This is a genomic window from Streptomyces sp. NPDC032940 (genome assembly GCF_040636935.1).
In the GTDB taxonomy this organism is placed as follows: domain Bacteria; phylum Actinomycetota; class Actinomycetes; order Streptomycetales; family Streptomycetaceae; genus Streptomyces.
In genome coordinates this window covers 70,267-88,153 of record NZ_JBEZVJ010000022.1, presented here as the reverse complement: position 1 = coordinate 88,153, position 17,887 = coordinate 70,267, and the positions used below count along the sequence as shown (strand labels likewise).

Here is a 17,887-nt window from a genome sequence, read left to right as displayed (position 1 = left end):
GCCCGGCGCAGCGGCTCCGTGGGAACGAGCCGGTCACTTGCGCACTGACGGAGCCAGTACGGGCCTGGGGACGTGCGACTGCTGAGATCTGGCAGCGTGATCGTGTGCGGGGCGCCGACGCATACCGCGCGGTCATGCGGCTCCCACGCCTCCGCCGAACCGGGCGGGACCAACCAGCAGAGCCAGCCGCCGCCCGGATCGTCGATGACCGGCCCGCAGCCTCGCTGGACCTCGTCCATCAACACGGCCACGGCGCGCCCCTCTACCCCGCTTCCTGTGATCACGACATCGAAGAGGTCGCCTCCGAGCGGGACCCGAGTGCCTCGCCCCGTATCGAGGTCGAGTAGAGCGCGGACGCGAGCGGCGAGATCCGCCATGTCTTCAGGCACGGGGCCAGCGGGAACCTTCACGTCGACCAGCTTCGGAACAAGCCAGAACGCCGAGCGGTCGGTGGTCACGGTTGCATCGGCCCGGGCGCCATCGTGGCGCGCACGATCTTGCCTTTGCGCTCCGGCGAGAGGAACCAGGTCACCACCGCACCGAGCCGCCGCACCTCCCACAGACCGCGCCCTACGCCGCCCGCCTGTGCCCTGTCGAAGTCGGGAAACGACGGGTTGGGATCATGTACGTCGATGACGAGATGCTCGGCCTCGTCGAGCCGGAGATCGACCGTGATCTGCTGGTCGAAGCGGTCACCAACGCCGTGCTCGACGCCGTTCTGCACGAGTCGGCCGACCACGTCCGAGGCTGCGTGGACCGAACCCTGCCAGCCCATGACCGTGAGTCCGGTGCGAGCGATCGTCCGTGCTCGGATCGCGGCGCTGCCGTCACCCGGCAGGCTGATGGTGGGGTACCGCCTCGCTACCGGCACAGGTGGAGGGTTGGTTGCCGAACGGATGTCGCATCCTTGGTGGAGCGAGAGGGTGCACCAGGTCGTCGCACCGTCGGAACTGACTCCCCAGGCGTCAGCTACGGCATGGACGAGGAAGAGGCCACGGCCGGCCTCCTCGTGTGGAGCGGCATGGCGAAGCACTGCGAGATTCGCGGAACCGTCCCGCACCTCGGTCACCAGGTCGGCAGCGGTGAGATAGAGGCGGTAGCGGATCTCCGCCGCCTGCCCGTGCCGGAGGGCGTTGGTGACCAGTTCAGTCGTCAGTAGCTCCTCGGCCGTCACCAGGTCGGCCCGCTCCCAGCGGTGCAGGGCCGCCCGCACGACCCGGCGGAGACGGCCGGGCCACAGGGCGTCTCTTTCGGTGATGCCGCCAGGCACCGAGGCCGGGTCTCGGGCGATGCAGAGTTCATGCCCCGCCCGCGCCCCGAGCGGCCTGGCGGCATCAGCGTGCGTGTGCGTCGCGGTCGAAGACATACCTGTACCTCCGGGAGCTCACGGGGATCGTGCGAGAGCACGGCAGCGCAGCGGATTCCACCTGGGCCAGTCACGCTGCGCTGCGACTCAACTACTCTGTTGCACGAAAGAGTTGCCATGCAATGGCGCATGCAATTTTCACGGCAGATGGCATATGCGATGGAACGGACTCTTGTCTGTGCAAGCAGAACCGGGGGTGGCAGACTCCCGACCTGGGCATGGGCAAGGGGCACTTGGGGCCGCCTGGGCCGGGCTGGGGGAAGCTCGAACCGGACTCGGGGACGGTCGAACCCAGCGCGACCGGAGCGTGCCCTCGGCATGACAGGAGAGGAAAGCCAGTGGCCGCACCGAAGGGACCGACCAGCCGGCGGGTGCACATGGGCAAGGTGCTCGCCAAGATGCGAGAAGACCTCGGCATGCGCCGAGAGGACGTCGCCTCCGCCCTCGGCTTCTCCGCCGAGAAGCTGTGGCGTGTCGAGAGGGGCAGGACCAGCCTCCCGAATCCGAAGGACCTCAAGGACCTTCTCGCCCACTACGGCGTGGACGACCACGAGGTCGTCGACAGCCTCCTGGTCATCCACCGGGAATCCCTGCAAGAGGGCTGGTGGGTGCCGTACACACCGCACCTGACCAAAGGCATGCGCGAGTACGTCGGAATGGAGACCGACGCGGTATCCATCGCGGCCTGGCAGCCCTCACTGGTCTTCGGCCTTCTCCAGACGGAGAGCTACGCCCGCGAACTACTCCTGTCCGCCAAGGCCGTGGACGAGACGACCACCGAGTTCATCGACGCCAACGTGTCCCTGCGCATGGAGCGCAAGGCACTCATCACCAAGGCCGAGCCCCGGGACCTGTGGGTCATCATGGGCGAGGACGCCGTACGCAGCACGATCGGCAGCCGGGAGGTGATGGCCGAGCAGTACGAAGAGATCAAACACCTTGCCTCGTCGGACCACGTCACCGTGCAGATCCTGCCCGCGGCCTCCACCGGCTACCGGGCCAGTCAGAACTTCGCGGTCCTGGACATGGGCGAGCCGCTGGGACGGATCGTCCAGGCGGACCAGCCCGGCGGGCAGGCGAACATCACTGACAAGAGGCCCGACGTCGGCAAATACTCCCGCAGGTTCGACGCCCTGCGGGCCGCAGCGCTCGCACCCCACGAGACGCCGCGCTTCCTCGATGAAGTCCAACGGGATCTCGAAAGAAAGTTGACACCGTGACCACTACCCACGCGAAGGCTGCCGACCTGGCCTCCGAGTGCGCCTGGTTCAAGTCCTCCTACAGCAGCGGCGCGGAAGGCAACTGCCTCGAAGCGGCAGACCTGACGACCGACATCGCCATACGCGACTCGAAGAACAAGAAGGGCCCTGGCCTCGTGTTCCCGAAGACGTCGTGGGCCGCCTTCACGGCCGGCGTCCGCGCCGACGCACTTCGGGCACGCTGAGCGCCTGACCCGCGAGGTGCGGCGAAGTGCATGGTGGCTCTCCTCGGACGGAACGAGGCGGGCCACCATCGGCATACACCGGTCTCCAACACGGCCGGGCACAGGGACGGAGTGCGGTGCAGGTGCCGTGCCGTGCCGCGGCCGACGGGGGCCTGCCCGGAGACTCCACTGATGCCGTGTGCAGATGCTGCACACGGCATGGACGACGTACCCGCCCGATTCGTACGGTTGGGGCCCCGATCAATGACCGTTCGGGAGGGCTGATGCTCATCACCGAGTCAGGTGTCTGGTCCTCCCCGGAGGCCCGGAGCCTGGTCGAGCAACACGATCCCGGCGGGCTCATCCGTCTCGGCCGACGGCACCGAGGGTGGCGTCAGGCCGACCTCGGCTCCCGAATCGGCTGTTCGGCCTCCACCGTGTCCCGGCTGGAAGGCAGCAAGCACATCGCCGACGTGCGCCTGCTCCGGGCCGCCGCCTCAGCGGTCGGTCTGCCCTCAGCCCTCTTGGCGGCTGCCTGCGGTTTCGTCACCGCAGGTGTGCCCACCCGCACTAGAGTGACGGCGGACGTTCCCCGTGACGCCGAGGAGGACCCGATGCGCCGCCGTACGCTACTCGCCGCCGCGGGGACGGCCGTGCCGGCCTCTCTGCTCCTGGCCGTCGACGACGCCCTCGCCGACACCCCCGCACCCTCCGGGAGCACGGTGCCCACCGATGCCCGGCTCGCCCGCGCACGCCGACTGTTCGAGGCAGGGCAGCATGCCGCCCTGCTCCGTGAACTCCCGAGCCTCCTGGGCGACGCCCACAACGCCGCACGCTCCCGCTCCGACCTGGACCACGCCCGCCTGTCCGCCTGCTACACCCTGGCCACCCAAGCCCTGGTGAAGATCGGCCGATACGACCGGGCTCGGATCACGGCCGACCGGGCCACGACGTACGCCTCACTGTCCGGTTCACCTCTGGCAGCCGCTGCAGCAGCCAAGGAGCTGGCGGTCGTCCTGCGGCACCAGGATCAGACAGCCACCGCACAACGCCTCGTCCTGCGGGCCGCCTCCGACGTCGAAGCCACGGGGCTCTTCACCGAGGCCCAGGCGGCGGCCTACACCCAGCTGCTCTGCACGACGTCGTACACGGCCGCACGAGCGGGTGACCGCGGCCAAGCCCTGGACATGATCTCCGAGGCCCGGACCGCCGCACGTCGGCTCCCCTCATCGCCGCCCGCAGACCGGCTGTTCCGGATCTCGCCGCCGGCGGTCGACCTCTACGCGGTGGGAGTGCACTGGGCCTTGGGTGACGCCGGTGCGGCACTCGAAGCCGGGCGAGGACTTCGAGCGGAACACTTTCCCACAGCAGAGCGTAAGGGCCGGATGCACACCGACCTGGCTCGTGCGTGGTGGCAGTGGGGCAAGCCCGAGCAGACCGCCCAGGAGCTACTGGCAGCGCTACGGGTCAGCCCCGGAGAAGTTCGCGACCGGCCCGCAATCAGAGACATCGTGACCGTCTTGGGCTCGCGACATCCCCGCACATCCGGCGTCCGAGACTTGACGCGGGCCGTGGCCTACTGACCCAGTCGAGCGCGAATGAGCGAGTCGCGTCGCTGCCATGCCAGGGGGCGAGGCATTGACGGAGGGCGGGGTCTCGGAAGCCGAGTCCAGTGGACCACGGCTGAGTACGCGCGTGTGGCTTCGAACTGTCCGCGAGGTCTCTGGCTGTGTGTCCCTTTTCGGGACGGGCGTCGTGTCCCGACTCGGGACAAACCTCTTGTCCCTTTTCGGGACAGGCTTTCCACCCCGTGGTCACCGGGGCTTTGACCCTGATCATCGCGGACTGGTCCTCGGTGAAGCTGCGGCGTTTGTCCGCAGCAACGAACCCGACCACAAACGCCGTCCGGCATCCACGTAGGCAACGGCCTCGACCCGCATGCGTCTCCGGCCTTCTGCTCTTGCCAGCTCGACGACGCGCAGTACTTCAGGACAGCAGCGGGCCCTCGGCAACGGTGAGAACGGCTTGGCCGGCAATGCCGAGCGTGAGGGAGAGGACGCCTGCCAGGTGAGCGGTGACGGCAGACCAGCCTCCCCAGCCCTCAAGCGAGTCGACGGCTGCCGTGTCGGTGGTGAGGAACAGCGGGCCGAGCCAGCGCAGGTAGTAGAAGAGCGAGGCGACGGTGTTGGCGACCGCCAGGGCGGCGAGCCAGGTGTAGCCGCCGTCGATGGTCGCGCTGAAGATCTCCAGCTTGCCGAGGAAGACGCCGGTGGGCGGTGTGCCGACCAGGCCCAGCAGACAGACGACTAGCACGGCCGCGAGGCCGGGGTGGCGGCGGGCGAGGCCACGGTAGTCATCTAGAGCACGGGCCTGCGGGAGTGCCGTGACGACGGCGAAGGCGCCGAGGTTGGTGAGGGCGTAGGCGGCCAGGTAGAGCAGCAGGCTCCGCTGGGCGAGGTCGCTGCGGGTAGTGACGGCCAACGCCATGAGGAGGTACCCGACCTGGCTGATCGTGGAGTAGGCGAGCAGGCGTTTGACCGAGGTCTGGAAGAACGCCGCGAGGTTCCCCAAGGTCATGGTGACCGCGGCCAGGATCGCGATCAGTAGCGACCAGTTGACGTCGCTGTCGGCGAGTGCCTGGTGCAGCAGTCGGTAACCGGCGATCAGACCGCCGACTTTGGGCAGCGTGGTGACGTACGCGGCGACGGGTGCCGGAGCCCCGTCGGTGACGTCGGGCACCCAGAAGTGGGCCGGCACCCCGCCGATCTTGAAGAGCAGGCCGGCCAGGACACCGACGAGCCCGACGGCGACGAGCCCGTAGGGGGCGGAAGGCAGGGTCGTGGCGAGCTTGCCGTAATGGGTGGCGTGGCCGGCGGCGTACAGGAGCGCGGTGCCGGCGAGCATGGTGATGCCCAGCAGGGCGCCCATCAGGTAGTACTTCAGGGCCGCTTCGGTGCCGGGTGCGTCCTTCGCGAAACCGGCGAGTGCGTAGGCAGGAACGCTGGCCAGTAGGTAGGCGGCGAACAGCATCAGCAGGTCGTTCGCGCCGACGAGGGCGAGGGTGCCCGCGCCGGTCATCAGGAGCAGTACCCAGTACTCGGTCTCGCGTGCGTGGTTCCTCACGGTTTCCACGGACATGCCGATGATCAGCAGCAGGGCGGTGAGGACGATGAGCCGGCCGACGTTGGTGGCGGTGTCGACGGCGAACGCGGCGGAGAAGACGGTCTGTGCCCGGTCCGTGGCCATGGTGACAGCGGTGGCCACCAGTCCCGTCGCACAAGCGACGGCTGCGAGGGCCGCGACGATCCACTGGCGGCGTCGGGGTAGCCAGGAGCCGGCGAGGAGGCCGATGACGGCGGCGCCGAGGAGGGCGAGTTCGGGGACGAGTGCGGCCAGGTTCTCGTTCACCGTGCCACCAGGCCGGTCAGGGTGCGCCCGGCCGGCTCGATGACGTCCAGCAGCCAGCGCGGTGCGACACCGATCACCAGGGCGACCGCCAGCAGAGGCACCGTGGACAGCGCCTCGGTGGTTCTGAGGTCCCGGATGCCGCCGGCGGGAATGGTCTCGGGCAGGCGCGCGGGGCCGAGGAACATGCGCCGCAGCGCGATCAGGAAGAGGGCCGCGGTGATCAGGATGCCGGTCACGGAGAGGGCGGTTGCGACGGCCTGGGAGGCCAGGCTGCCGGTGAAGATCTGGAACTCGGCGATGAAGCCGGAGAAGCCGGGAATGCCGAGACTGGCGAACGCGGCGACAGCGGTGACTGCCGCGAACCGCGGAGTGTGGGCGGCCAGGCCGGAGTAGGCGTCCATCTCGTACGTCCGGCCTCGGTCGTAGAGCACGCCGCTGAGCAGGAACAGGGCTCCGGTGATCAGGCCGTGGCTGACCATCTGGGTGACCGCTCCGGTCACCGCGAGGGAGCGGGCCTGGGCGTCGGTACCGGCCAGCGTCCCGGCGGCGCCGACCGCGAGGACGATGTAGCCCATGTGGTTGACCGAGGTGTAGGCGATCATGCGTTTGAAGTCCGTCTGCGCCAACGCAACCAGCGCTCCGTAGACGACGGACACGGCGCCGACGACCACGATGACGAGGGCGTAGTGGCGCCAACTGCCGGGCAACAGCGGCATGGTGATGCGTACGAAACCGTATGTACCCATCTTCAGCAGGACCCCGGCGAGGATCGCCGAGCCGGCGGCCGGTGCGTCGGTGTGCGCGGGCGGCAGCCAGGTGTGGAACGGCACGGTCGGGGTCTTGACCGCCAGTCCTACCCCGATGGCCAGGAGTACCAGACCGGCGTACAACCCGTGTCCGGCCAGTGGGTTGACGCGAGTGAGGTCGACGATGTCGAAGGTGTGCGGTTCGGCTGCCAGGTAGAGCCCGATGAAGCCCAGCAGGAGGGCGAGGGAGCCGATGAAGGTGTAGAGGAAGAACCTCAGTGCCGCGGCGCGGGCGCGTTCGCCGTGTCCCCAGCCCGCGATGACGAAGAACATGCCGACGATGGAGAGGTCGAAGAAGACGAAGAAGAGGATGAGGTCGAGGGCGACGAACAGGCCGATGCTGACGGACTGCAGGAAAAGGAAGAGGCAGGCGTAGGAGCGCACCCGCCGCTTCTCGCGCAAGGAGTGGACGGCGACGGCCAGGAAGAGCAGGCAGGTCAGGGCGACCAGGGGGAGGGACAGGCCGTCGACTCCCAGGTGGTAGCCGACGCCGGCACTCGGGATCCAGCGCGCCCGCTGCTCGTACTGCATCCCGCCATGGGTGTCGTAGCCGACCCACAGGGCGATGACCAAGGCCAGGTCGGCGGCGGACGTGACGATCCACAGCCAGACGTACGACCGGTCGGGGAGCGTGCGCGGCAGGAGCGACAGCACCGCGCACGCCAGCAGCGGCAGGAACGTGACGACGCTCAGCACAGGGGTTACCTCACCAACAGGATGATCAGGACGAGCACGAGGAAGCCGACGACGGCCTGGGCGTAGTACTGATGCAGCAGCCCGGTCTGCGGGCGGCGGGCCCAACGGCCCAGGCGCCGCGCACTCGCGGCGACCGTGCGGACGGCGCCGTCGATTCCGCCGTCGTCCAGGCGGCGCGCGAGCCGGGCCGTCGCCAGGCCGCCGCGGGCGGTCTGCCGTACGGCGCCGTCGACGACGCGGTCGTCGAAGACGGCCAGCGTCCGGGCCAGGCCCAGCACCGGACGCGCCACGACGGTCCGCGCGGCCTGCTCCAGGTACAGCCAACCGTGAGCCGCACATGCGGCGGCGCGCGGTACGGGCGCCGGGCGGGACGCGCACCACCAGGCCAGGCCGGCGGCGGCGAACGCCACACCGGCGGACAGCCCGAGCTCCCACGGCGCGGGGGACGGCTCGACCCGGGCGCCGACCAGCCCCTTCAGCCAGGACGCCGGTCCCGGCAGGGCCAGCACGCCCAGCACCGCCGCGGCAAGGGTGAGGGCGAGGAGGGGAGCCGATGCCGTACGGGCGACGCCGCGGGTGCCGCGCTGCTCGGTGTCGTAGCCGGCCTGCGGACTCTCCGGGAGGGGACGGGTGACGTACCAGACGGCCTTGATGCTGTAGACGGCAGCGACGGCGGCTGCCGCGAGGCCCACCGCGTACAGCCCGGTTCCCCCGGTGCGGGCGGCGGCGAGGACCTCGTCCTTGGCCGCCCACAGGGACAGGGGCGGCAGCCCGGCCAGAGTGAGCGCGCCGACGGTGAAGGCCGCACCGACCAGCCGGTGCGCGCGGGCCGCCCCGCGCAGCGCCGGGAGTTGTTTGGTGCCCAGCGCCGTCAGCCATGCCCCGGCGGCGAGGAACAGACCCGACTTGGTGGCGGCGTGTGCGACCAGTTGCGTGGTGCCCGCGGCGACGCCGCCGCTGCCCGCGGCCAGCACCATGAAGCCGATCTGCGCCGAGGTGGAGGCCGCGAGGAGCTGTTTGAGGTCGGTCTGGGCGACCGCGACCAGGCCCAGGGCCAGGGCGGTGACCGCGCCGGCCCAGGCGACCACCGGACCGGCCCATTCCGTGGTGTCCAGCAGCGGGACCAGCCGCAGCAGCAGGTAGGCGCCGGCGGCGACCATGGTCGCCGAGTGGAGCAGTGCGGACACAGGGCTCGGTCCCTGCATGGCACGCGAAAGCCAGAAGGAGAAAGGAAGTTGTGCGGATTTCCCCAGGGCGGCCACGACGATGCCCGCGGATACGACGTGCAGCCACGGCGACGCGGCGTGCGACAGGGCGTCCAGGCGCAGGGAGCCGACCCCGCCGGCCACGGCGGCGCCGGCCGCCAAATACAGGCCGAGGTCGGCGGCGCGGGTGGTGAGGAACGCGACGTCGGCGGCTTCCGCACGTTCGGGTCGCTGCCACCAGTAGCCGATCAGGGCCCAGCTGGCGGCGCCCATCACCTCCCAGGCCATCAGCAGGAGCGGCAGGGTGGTCGCGGTGACGGTCACGAGCATGGCACCGGCGAAGAGCAGCATCAGCCCGAAGAACCGCCCCCGGTTCTCGCCGGCGGCGAACTCTCCCGTCGCGAAAACCAGGACGGCGAGGGTGACCGCAGCGACGGTCACCACCATCACCGCGGACAGGCCGTCCACCGCCAGCCCCGCCTCCATCCCTGCGAACAGCGGCGCGCTCGCGGCCGGCCGGGTCACCGCGGCGGCGATCGCGGCACCGAGCGTGACCGCGGCGACCGCAGCAGCGATGCCAGGGACCAGTCGGTTGCGGCGGGGTCCCGTCAGGACGAGCACCGCTCCCGCCCCGATGGGGAGAGCGATCAGTAGCCAGAGCACCGCGCTCATCCCTTCAGGTCCTCGGCCATGTCGGTCATGTCGACCTGCCGGGCGCGGTAGATCGCGGTGGTGACGGCGAAGCCCATGGCCATCTCCACGGCCATCGCCACCACGGCCGCCACGATCACGACTTGGCCGCTGCCGGCAGCGGGCGCGAGGAAGTACCAGAAGTCGGCGGCGGCGACGATGACCCCGCCGATCATCAGCTCGACGCCCATCATGATCATCACGATGGACTGCTGGGAGAGTGCGCCGTACAGGCCCGTCGAGAACAGACCGGCGGCGAGGACCAGGAGGAGTTCGAACGTCATCGGCCCACTCCCCCGTCGGCCGGGTCGTTCGCGGGCCGCTGGTCGAGGTCGTCGCCGAAGCGGTCGTACCGTCCGCGGTGGGTGGCGAGGACGGTGGCGCCCACCATGGTGGCCAGGAGAACGAATCCAAGAGTGACCATGGTGAGCATCTGGTCGCCCATCAACGACATGCCGACCTGGAACGTGGTGTCCCTGGGCCGCGCTCCCACGCGGTCGGGCCACGGAACCAGGAAGATCCCGGCGACCAGAGCGGCGAACACGAGACCGCTGACGACCAGTGAGCCGCGTTTGTTGTGGAGCATCGACATCGGCATCAGACCGGCCGGGTTCATCATGTACGCGATCATGAACACCGCCATGATCACCATCTCCATGACCATCATCAGCACGATCACCACGCCGAGATACGGCAGCCGCAGCACGGTCACGACCCCGCCGACGCACACCAGGGAGCCCAGGAGCGCGAAGGTGACCCGGGCCATGGAATTCAGGGTGAACACCAGGACCCCGCCGACGAGGGCGAGCACGCCCAGTACCCACAGCAGCACCATGCCCGTCGTGTCCATGCCGCGCTCCTTTCCTAGAGGCTGAGATCGACCAAGGCCGGGACCAGGGTCTGAAGGACGGACAGGGGGAGGAGCACCACCCAGGCCAGTTCCACGTACCGGTCGGCACGGACCATGGGCAGCCGCCGCAGCAGACACACCAGCACCGCCAGTACCAGCAGCGTTTTGACCAGCGACCACGCCCATGGCGGCAGCCCCGGCCCGGCGCCACCGCCCAGGAACAGCGGCACCGCCATCGCCGCCCCCGCGGCCAGCCACAGCCACCGTCCGGCCTCCAGCAGCAGCCGGTCCACCCCGCTCGTCTCCCCCAGTACGCCCTCGGCGACATCGCGTCCGGCCGGATACGCGAACGGGCCCAGAAAGCTGAAGGCCAGTACGCCCGCCAGGTAGACGAGGAAGGCGAACGGCATCCACACCGCGTACCACAGGCCGTGCTGGGCGCCGGCGATGTCGGTCACCCGCAGGGACTGGGCGCCCGTGGCCGCCGAGATCAGCGCGAACATCAGCGGCAGCTCGTAGGCCAGGCCCTGGGCGAGGAAGCGGTAGCCGCCGACCAGGGAGAACGCGGCGTTCGGACCCCAACCCGCCAACCACAGCCCGGCCCAGGTCAGCACCTCCATGGCGTTGAACCACACCACTCCGACCGACAGGTCGGCGACAACGTGGTCACCGAAGGGGATGACCAGCGTGGACAGCACCGCGGCCACTGGCACGGTGATCACGCCCGCCCGCCACAGCAACCGGTCCGACGCCGGCAACCGCCGGGGCTGCGCCAACACCGCACGCGGTACGGCGAGAAGCGGCCGAACGACGGTGCTGACGGTGATCGGGCGGCCGGCGTTCCGGGCGTCCAGTACCGCGTCGGCTGACACTGCTGCCACCGCGAAGCCGAGCAGCATCGCCGGCGCGACCAGCAGCGCCCACCACGTCCCCGTCTCAGCCACCGGCCGCCTCCAGCCGGCCGACGGCGAGTTCGTCCGGGTCCGGGTCGAGGCTGGCGACGACGAGGCGGGCGGCGCCCAACTCGGCTCCCAGCAGCAGGCGGGGAAGCAGCGTCGCCAGGGCGGCCGACGGCGGGTGTTCGGCGTCCCACCGGCCGCGCGGGCTCTCCTGCGCCACCGGATCGAGGCGGGCAGTTGCGTTCATCCGCCGTACGTCGACCACGACATCGGCGAGCCACTGCCGGTAGCGGGCCGGTACGTCTCCGCCTGCCGCTCGTACGGCGGGACCGGTGACGCCGGCGGCTCGGGCGTCGGCCGCGCTGAGCGGACCGATGCCTCGCGTCAGCCAGTACAGGGTCCGTGACCGACCGACCCGCCGGGCGAAGCGCTCCACGCGTGGCAGGACCGCAGAGGCGGGCGCCCCGGCCAGCAGATCGTCGCGCAGTCGCCGGGCCGTCACCGCCTCGGCGGGCCAGCCCGCCACCGACAGCAGTCGGCCCAGACTGTCCAGGTGCGCCGCCGCCCGCAGCCGGGCGGCCTCCCCCACACCCACCGGCTCACCCGTGGCGGCTCGGATCCACGGCCGGCTCCAGAAGGGGTCACCCGGCCTGCCGACCGCAGGCTCGTCGAGGTCGGCCCGTTGGATGACGTCGCCCTGAAGCACCACACGGAGGGTCAGCCCGGCGGGCCAGTCGGCCAGAAACGGGCCCAATGCCACGTGCAGGCGGTCCAGCGTCAGACCGTCGCGGTCCTCCCCCGGCTCGGCCATGGCCAGTCCGCCCGGCATCTCCATGTCGCCATGACCGTGACCGGGGTGTCCGTGATCGGGATGACCGGCATGGTCGTGCTCGCCTTCCTCGTGACCCGTGACGTCGCGAACGTCGTGCTCTCCCTCTGTGTGCTCCTCCCGATGGGCCCGCGCGGGTTCTCCGTCCGGCCCTCCCGCTGACCCGGGCTCAGCGGATCCGTGCCCGTTCATCCCCACGCCGCGGTCGGTCTCGCCGGGCCCTCCGCCCGGTGCACCGAGCCGGGTGCGACCAGCGTCGAGAACCGGCGCCACTTCGTCCGCCGTCACCGCCCGCACGCGCACACATGGCCGGGGCATGTCCTGCCACAGCCTGTCCAGCGCCGGGCCGAGCCGGGAGCAGTCCGGACCTGCCACCAGCATCAAGTCGGCTCCAGCCGGGGTCGACGCCGACGGCCAGTCTCGCCAGCGCAGTTGTTCCTCGGCGGCCAGCCGCACCGGCGTGCCGCCCGGCATCGTCACCAGCAGGACGCGTGGCCGCCGGGCCGCCGCGCGGGTCAGTACGGCGGTCAGGCCCACCGCAGCGCCCCTTCCCGCCATGCGTAGACCACGCCGGTGAGCAGGACGGCAAGGAAGACGAACATCTCGATCACCGCGCTGGGCCCCATCGTGGAGATCACCAGCGTCCACGGGTACATGAAGACCATCTCCATGTCGAAGGCGAGGAAGAGCATCGTCACCGTGTACCAGCGCACGTGGAAACGGCTGACCGCGTGTTCCGCCGGCTCCAGTCCCGACCCGAACGGCTGCGCGGGCAGCGGACCGGACGAGAGCCGAAGCGCCCGGGCCGCTCCGTACACTCCGGCCACCGCCAGGAGAGCCAGGCCCAGCAAGGACAGTGCGGCAGTGAAGCCGCTCACCGGATGCCACCACCCGGGAGGCCCGTCTCACGCCGCGTCACCCTCGCGCCGGGACGTCCGTTGGCGGGCGCTCTCCCGCACGCACTCCGCGTCGTACACATCTGCCGCTCCGTTCCCGCCCGTGCCGGAAGCGTGGGGGTACCCCGGGGAGGCATACGCAGTCCCGAAGGGCACGAGCCGCAACGAGGCGCAGACCCGGAAACGGCAGTCGGCGCGCCCAGTCACCCGGCGTCGAGTGCTAAGGCCACGGTGCCCGACGCGCGCACACCCCGCGAGGTGACCGAGTCCATCGGTGCCCCCCGGGTGTGCCGGCGCGTCATGCGGGGGCAAGCGGCGCCTCTGTCCGCGCGATCAAGCGCCCGCTACGTTCCAGGGCGGCGACGGACGCCGCGCAGGCAAGTCCGGTCGCGGCCAGGGAACACCACGTCAGCCAGAAGGCGTCCGCGCGTGCGGCGAAGTCCCACAAGACTCCGGTGACGAGGTTGCCGAGGGTGATGCCGAGGCCCGAAACGGTGTTGTACAGCCCGTAGTGGGTTGCCACGAGCCGGTTGCCCGAGAGCGTGACGACGGTGTCCATTTCGAACGGATAGACGATGGCACCGCCGACGGCCAGGAGAGCCACGGCCAGAACCAGAGCGGTGAGTACGGCGGCGGGAGCTTCGGGTGGTGCGAGTGCGAGCGGCACGAAGGCCATTCCCATGGCGGTGAGTCCGCGGACGAGTGCCTGAGCGGGGGTCCAGCGTCGCTTCGCCCAGCCGGTGAGCCGGAGTTGCCCGATCACGGCGACCGCGGCGGAGATGACGAAGAGTCCGCTGGTCGCCCAGGTGCCCTTCGCACCGAGGACGTCGGCCGCAGCCAGGGGCAGCGCCAGGTAGACCTGGAAGGTGAGGACGTAGGAGCCGATCATCGCGAGGGCGAAGAGGAGAAAGGGCCGGTTGGCCACGACCGTGCGCCACTGCGTCAGGACGTTGCCCGGCGTCGCGCCGGGGGCATCGCCGCGGCGGGCGGGCAGGGCACGCCACTGCAGGACGGTCAGCAGGGTGAAGATCGCGGCTGCGACCGTGCAGACGAGCCGGAAGTCGGCGGCCAGCAGAGCCAGGCCCACCAGGGGGCCGAGAAGCATGCCGGCCTGGTAGTAGACGTTGAAGGTCGCGAAGGCGTCCACCCGCCGCTCGCCGGCTTCGGCAGCGAGGTAGGCCCGTACGGCGGGATTGAACAGGGCACCGGCGAAGCCGGTGGCCGCCGAAGCGGCGACAAGGGCGGGCAGGTTGTCGACCCAGCCGAGCAGGCCGAAGCCGACGGTGCGGAGCAGGCAGCCCGCCATGATCGGGGCTTTGTAGCCGTATCGGTCGGCGATCGTGCCTCCGATGAGGAACATGCCCTGCTGGGAGAAGTTGCGGACGCCCAGGATGAGTCCGACGGCCCAGGCCGCCAGCCCGAGCCCGCCGGCCAGGTGAGCCGCCAGGTAGGGCATCAGCATGTAGAAGGCGAGGTTGATGGCGAACTGGTTGGCCATCAAGAGCCGGATCGGGGCAGGGAACGAGCGGGACTGCTGCCACAGGTGCTTCATCGCGCGACTCCTACGGTCCTGTCTCCCACATCCTGTGCGCCGGCGGGAGCCAGGGGATCGGTGACGTGGGTGCAGCGCGTCCAGCGGGTCACCACCCGATCTCCCGGACGGACGACTTCCTCGGGTTCGTCGGCGGGTGGGTCGTCGAGCAGGCCGTGCTCACGGCAGTAGACGTCGTCGAAGACCGTGCCGACGTACCGCTGCGGGCCGTCGGGGAAGATCGCGACGATCCGGTTCTCGACCGGCAGGGTGTGCGCCGCCCACCGGGCGACGAGCGCGACCGCGCCGACGCTCCAGCCCCCGGTGGCGTAGTGGTCACGGGCCAGCCTGCGTGCCGACCACACCGCTTCCGGCGCGGCAACCCAGTGGACCTCGTCGAACAGGTCGTAGGCGACGTTGCGCGGATGGATGCTGCTGCCCAGACCCCGCATCAGACGGGGTGCCGCGGGCTGTCCGAAGATGGTCGAGCCGCAGGTGTCCACCCCCACGACCCGCAGGCGGGGGAAGAACCCACGCAGGACGGAGGCGACCCCGGCGGAGTGGCCGCCCGTGCCGACGGACACGACAAGCGTGTCGATCCGGCCGAGCTGGGCGACGAGTTCGTGGGCGAGCGGAGCGTACGCGGCCACGTTCTCCGGGTTGTTGTACTGATCAGGACACCAGGCGTCGGGATGGACGGCGAGGAGTTCTTCGACGCGCTGACGACGTGCGCCCTGCCAGCCTCCACAGGCGAGCGGGGTGTCGACGACGTCCACGACGGCCCCGTAGGCCGTGAGGAGTCCCGTCATCAAGGGCTCCATGCCCGGATCGGTGACGACGGTGACCGGATGACCGTAGGTCGCGCCGGCGAGAGCCAGGCCGAGACCGAGCGTGCCGGAGGAAGACTCGACGATGCGGGCGCCGGGCAGGAGCTGTCCGCGCTCGCGGGCGGCTCGCACCATGTGCAGTGCGGTGCGGTCCTTGATGCCGCCCGGGTTGTGGCCCTCGATCTTGGCCCAGAAGCCGTGCCCCGGCGTGGTGAAGGGAGCACCGATGTGGAGGACGGGCGTGTTGCCGACCAGGCCGGCGGGAGTGTGCGTCGGGCGCTTGGCTTCGGGGAGCGGCTGCGTCGGCGCAGCCAGGACAGACGTGCAGGTCAGGTGTTTCATGGCGTGGTTCTCCGGCGGCCGGTGCCGTGAACAGCGACAGGCCGCTTGTAGAGGGAGGTGGAGGTGATCGACTGGTGGGCCGCAGCCGGGTGAAGGACCGCGGGACTTGGTCGATCAGGTCCGCCACACGCCGAGACGGGACCGCGTATGTCCCGTGGACGAGCCACTTGGGCGGGAAGCCGGTGGGTGCTCGCCGGCCCGTGGGGCCGACGGCTGGGTGCCGGGGTGTTCAACGCGGAGGACATGGAGGGCTGGGCCGTCGGCGAGGGGAATGTCGCGCGAGGGCTGCACCGTGGGTTCGTCCAGATCACAACACTGCGGCTGGTGATCATGCGTCGGCGCGCTCTGCAGCAGAGCGGTCTCCGCGTCGGCCGGTTCCGGTGCGTGCCCACGGAACGCTCCTGCGCTGTGCGCGGTTTCCGCCCGTGCCATCCCGGTCATGGCCGGTCCATGCGCGCAGGCCAGCAGGTGCACCAGCACAGCAAGCAGCACGACCAGCGGCGCCGCGGTGCGCGCCACGGGCCGAGTGCACGGCAATACCGACCAGACAGACATCAATACGGACTGTAACGGCTTGTATGCATGCGGTCGTTGCGTGCCAAGCGGCCGCCTGAGGTCCGGGTGACGCGCTCTCCGGGTTGGGCGCGGGCTGGGACGTCCGCATATGTGGCTCAAGGCGGCCTCGGCTTCACGGCACATACGAGTGCTGCCGATCACCGGATCGGGTGAGTCCCCTCGCCACCTGGGCGAAGGGCGTGCCCGGAGACGCCGGCAGGGGCAGCCCCCGATCGCACCGTCACACCTGCCGCTTACACGAGGGGCCCGTACGATGGGTGCCGTGACCAGGAGCCCCCGATCAAGCAGCCGCCCTGCCGGGCGGCTGTTCGTGCTGCTGGTGATGGCGGTGCTGGCCGGCGTGCTGGGCATGCATGGCCTCGCCCCCGGGGCGGCGCCGGCTGCGCAGAAGGGCGCAGGCCACGACATGGTGATGGCCGCGGCGGACGGCGTTCCACACGCGGACGGGGGATGTACGCACACGGATGGCGGGTCGAGCCATCTCGATCACGCCGACGGGACATGTGCGGCTGCCGGCACGGGTTCGGCGTACACGCCGCCCGCTCTGACCGGCGCCCTGCTGGACGCGCCGCCCACCCCTGCGCCCGCCGCGACGTTCTCCGGGTCGCCGCATGACGGCCGGGCCCCACCCGATCTTTCCGAGCTGCAACTCCTGCGGATATAGAGCGGCTCGCTCGGTACCCCTGTAGCCGGTGTCTTCCGGTGACGGGTGCCGTGCTTTCGCACGCCCTGACATCTCTTCCCACCGCGCGCCGACGACGGCGCGCCAAGGAGTTGCACCACCATGATCCGCAAGCGTTCCCTCGTCCGCCGTACCGCCGCCGTTGCTGCCGCGGGTGCGGCAGCACTCGTCCTGGCCGCCTGCGGTGGCAACAGCGACGGCGACAGCCCGGCCGGACACAACGGCCACAACGCCACCACCTCCTCGTCCGCCCCGGCGTCGGCATCGGCGTCGCAGGGGCAGCACAACGCCGCCGACGTCGCCTTCGCTAAGGGGATGATCCCCCACCACCGCCAGGCCATCGAAATGGCCGACCTCGCGCCCGACCGCGCGCAGTCGGCCGAGGTGAAGAAGCTCGCCGCAGACATCAAGAAGGCCCAGGACCCGGAGATCAAGACGCTCTCCGGGTGGCTGACCTCCTGGGGCGAGGAAGTGCCCGCCGAGGGTGCCATGGACCACTCCATGCACGACATGGGCGGGATGATGACGGCCGAGGAGATGACCGAACTCGAGAACACCTCGGGCAAGGCGTTCGACACCGCCTTCATGGAGATGATGATCAAGCATCACGAGGGCGCGGTCGACATGGCGAAGACCGAGCAGGCCGACGGCACCTACGGACCGGCCACCAAGATGGCCGGCGAGATCATCAGCTCGCAGAGCGCGGAGATCGAGCAGATGAACGGACTGCTCGGCAAGGGCTGATCGCTCACGTCGGTGCGGGGCGGACGCCCCGAGGGGTGCCATTCCAGGATGCTGCCGATCGTCTCCACGTCCTCGGCCGTGAAGGTGTGGACGGGAGTGCCGAACAGAGGGTGCAGG

17 protein-coding genes are annotated in these 17,887 nt (G+C 70.4%); 6 read left to right on the top strand and 11 right to left on the bottom strand.

Annotation, left to right across the window (positions count from 1 at the left end; all coding sequences use genetic code 11):
• Positions 1 to 454 precede the first annotated feature (454 nt).
• Positions 455 to 1,366 carry an ATP-binding protein gene (locus tag AB0E77_RS24315; RefSeq protein WP_361573923.1) on the bottom strand — a complete coding sequence of 304 codons (912 nt, stop codon included), beginning with the start codon at positions 1,364 to 1,366 and terminating at the stop codon, positions 455 to 457.
• Between the two features lie 338 nt (positions 1,367 to 1,704).
• Here AB0E77_RS24315 and AB0E77_RS24310 point away from each other — a divergent pair, with 338 nt between their 5' ends.
• From AB0E77_RS24310 to AB0E77_RS24300, 3 genes are all read left to right on the top strand, one after another.
• Positions 1,705 to 2,586, top strand: a complete 882-nt coding sequence (locus tag AB0E77_RS24310; protein WP_361573921.1) for a helix-turn-helix transcriptional regulator — start codon at positions 1,705 to 1,707, stop codon at positions 2,584 to 2,586.
• Complete coding sequence (locus AB0E77_RS24305) at positions 2,583 to 2,810, top strand: DUF397 domain-containing protein (RefSeq protein WP_361573919.1); 228 nt, start codon at positions 2,583 to 2,585, stop codon at positions 2,808 to 2,810. The genes AB0E77_RS24310 and AB0E77_RS24305 overlap by 4 nt, the downstream gene beginning before the upstream one ends.
• Before the next feature lie 263 nt (positions 2,811 to 3,073).
• On the top strand, positions 3,074 to 4,372 hold the full coding sequence (locus tag AB0E77_RS24300) for a helix-turn-helix transcriptional regulator (RefSeq protein WP_361573917.1): 1,299 nt from the start codon (positions 3,074 to 3,076) through the stop codon (positions 4,370 to 4,372).
• 403 nt (positions 4,373 to 4,775) lie between these two features.
• Here the strand turns inward: AB0E77_RS24300 and AB0E77_RS24295 are convergent, their stop codons facing one another.
• Genes AB0E77_RS24295 through AB0E77_RS24265 form a run of 7 tightly spaced genes read right to left on the bottom strand, consistent with a single transcriptional unit; the run spans position 4,776 to position 12,178 of the window.
• The gene (locus AB0E77_RS24295) at positions 4,776 to 6,197 is read right to left on the bottom strand and encodes an NADH-quinone oxidoreductase subunit N (protein WP_361573915.1); all 1,422 of its coding nucleotides are present in this window, start codon (positions 6,195 to 6,197) and stop codon (positions 4,776 to 4,778) included.
• The gene (locus tag AB0E77_RS24290) at positions 6,194 to 7,699 is read right to left on the bottom strand and encodes an NADH-quinone oxidoreductase subunit M (protein ID WP_361573913.1); all 1,506 of its coding nucleotides are present in this window, start codon (positions 7,697 to 7,699) and stop codon (positions 6,194 to 6,196) included. The genes AB0E77_RS24295 and AB0E77_RS24290 overlap by 4 nt, the downstream gene beginning before the upstream one ends.
• A 5-nt stretch (positions 7,700 to 7,704) precedes the next feature.
• Complete coding sequence (locus AB0E77_RS24285; protein WP_361573912.1) at positions 7,705 to 9,576, bottom strand: proton-conducting transporter membrane subunit; 1,872 nt, start codon at positions 9,574 to 9,576, stop codon at positions 7,705 to 7,707.
• On the bottom strand, positions 9,573 to 9,878 hold the full coding sequence (locus AB0E77_RS24280) for an NADH-quinone oxidoreductase subunit K (protein ID WP_030871961.1): 306 nt from the start codon (positions 9,876 to 9,878) through the stop codon (positions 9,573 to 9,575). Before AB0E77_RS24280 ends, AB0E77_RS24285 begins: the two co-directional genes overlap by 4 nt.
• Positions 9,875 to 10,444 carry an NADH-quinone oxidoreductase subunit J gene (locus AB0E77_RS24275; RefSeq protein ID WP_361573910.1) on the bottom strand — a complete coding sequence of 190 codons (570 nt, stop codon included), beginning with the start codon at positions 10,442 to 10,444 and terminating at the stop codon, positions 9,875 to 9,877. Before AB0E77_RS24275 ends, AB0E77_RS24280 begins: the two co-directional genes overlap by 4 nt.
• Positions 10,445 to 10,458: 14 nt before the next feature.
• Complete coding sequence (locus tag AB0E77_RS24270; protein WP_361573908.1) at positions 10,459 to 11,388, bottom strand: NADH-quinone oxidoreductase subunit H; 930 nt, start codon at positions 11,386 to 11,388, stop codon at positions 10,459 to 10,461.
• On the bottom strand, positions 11,381 to 12,178 hold the full coding sequence (locus AB0E77_RS24265) for a hypothetical protein (RefSeq protein ID WP_361573906.1): 798 nt from the start codon (positions 12,176 to 12,178) through the stop codon (positions 11,381 to 11,383). The genes AB0E77_RS24270 and AB0E77_RS24265 overlap by 8 nt, the downstream gene beginning before the upstream one ends.
• 6 nt (positions 12,179 to 12,184) lie before the next feature.
• On the opposite strand from AB0E77_RS24265, the gene AB0E77_RS24260 reads away from it, so the two are divergent.
• A complete protein-coding gene (locus AB0E77_RS24260; protein ID WP_361573904.1) occupies positions 12,185 to 12,334 on the top strand; it encodes a hypothetical protein in 150 nt (49 codons plus the stop codon).
• A 365-nt stretch (positions 12,335 to 12,699) separates the two neighbouring features.
• Here AB0E77_RS24260 and AB0E77_RS24255 read toward each other — a convergent pair whose 3' ends face one another.
• From AB0E77_RS24255 to AB0E77_RS24245, 3 genes are all read right to left on the bottom strand, one after another.
• On the bottom strand, positions 12,700 to 13,050 hold the full coding sequence (locus tag AB0E77_RS24255; protein ID WP_361573902.1) for an NADH-quinone oxidoreductase subunit A: 351 nt from the start codon (positions 13,048 to 13,050) through the stop codon (positions 12,700 to 12,702).
• Between the two features lie 316 nt (positions 13,051 to 13,366).
• Positions 13,367 to 14,620 (bottom strand): MFS transporter, encoded by a 1,254-nt coding sequence (locus AB0E77_RS24250; RefSeq protein WP_361573901.1) that lies wholly within the window; start codon positions 14,618 to 14,620, stop codon positions 13,367 to 13,369.
• The gene (locus tag AB0E77_RS24245) at positions 14,617 to 15,768 is read right to left on the bottom strand and encodes a PLP-dependent cysteine synthase family protein (protein WP_361573899.1); all 1,152 of its coding nucleotides are present in this window, start codon (positions 15,766 to 15,768) and stop codon (positions 14,617 to 14,619) included. The genes AB0E77_RS24250 and AB0E77_RS24245 overlap by 4 nt, the downstream gene beginning before the upstream one ends.
• Positions 15,769 to 16,606: 838 nt before the next feature.
• Here AB0E77_RS24245 and AB0E77_RS24240 point away from each other — a divergent pair.
• Both AB0E77_RS24240 and AB0E77_RS24235 read left to right on the top strand, forming a co-directional pair.
• Positions 16,607 to 17,008, top strand: coding sequence for a DUF6153 family protein (locus AB0E77_RS24240; protein ID WP_361573897.1), 402 nt, complete (start codon positions 16,607 to 16,609; stop codon positions 17,006 to 17,008).
• 120 nt (positions 17,009 to 17,128) lie between these two features.
• On the top strand, positions 17,129 to 17,770 hold the full coding sequence (locus AB0E77_RS24235) for a DUF305 domain-containing protein (RefSeq protein WP_361573895.1): 642 nt from the start codon (positions 17,129 to 17,131) through the stop codon (positions 17,768 to 17,770).
• Positions 17,771 to 17,887 lie beyond the last annotated feature (117 nt).